We start from the raw sequence: 422 nt of genomic DNA, 5'->3' as shown, positions 1-422 counted from the left end.
GATTTTGCGACTGTTTTTGCACTGGCGACCCAGTCCGATAACCGGGAGAGCGCATCTCTGAGCAAGTGCGTCGCACGGTCCTGGTACAAACCCAGGCCGGCTACGTGTTCATGGCCTTGCTTGATATGCCAGAGCATGGTGTCAACGTCGCTGATGCCGTACTTCAACGCATCATCCGCATCAATCAGAAGTGACAAACGCAGATCGGTCTGTTCTACGCCGTCAACGAACAGGGCCGCGCCAATGGCGATCACTGCTGCCTCGGGGGCCTTCTGGTGCAGGGTTTCGATATCCAGGGAAATCAGAGCGGGGATGGTGGTCATTCGACAAGTCTCCTTTGGCTGGCATTGTCACATGACAACCCTGAAACGTCATAAAAAAAGCCTACCGACCGGCAGGCTTTTTTTACAAGATCAGTACCC

At 54.3% G+C, this 422-nt stretch carries 1 protein-coding gene; it reads right to left on the bottom strand.

All coding sequences use genetic code 11. The features are described 5' to 3' along the window. On the bottom strand, nt 1–323 hold a 323-nt coding region (locus tag JHD59_RS22255; protein ID WP_199155870.1), incomplete at its 3' end, for a 3'-5' exoribonuclease. Nucleotides 324–422 lie beyond the last annotated feature (99 nt).

Origin of the sequence: Chromobacterium sp. ASV23 (assembly GCF_016428945.1) — a bacterium.
Lineage (GTDB): Bacteria > Pseudomonadota > Gammaproteobacteria > Burkholderiales > Chromobacteriaceae > Chromobacterium > Chromobacterium sinusclupearum.
The sequence above is the reverse complement of the archived record's forward strand: the minus strand, read 5'-3'. Positions and strand labels throughout refer to the sequence as shown.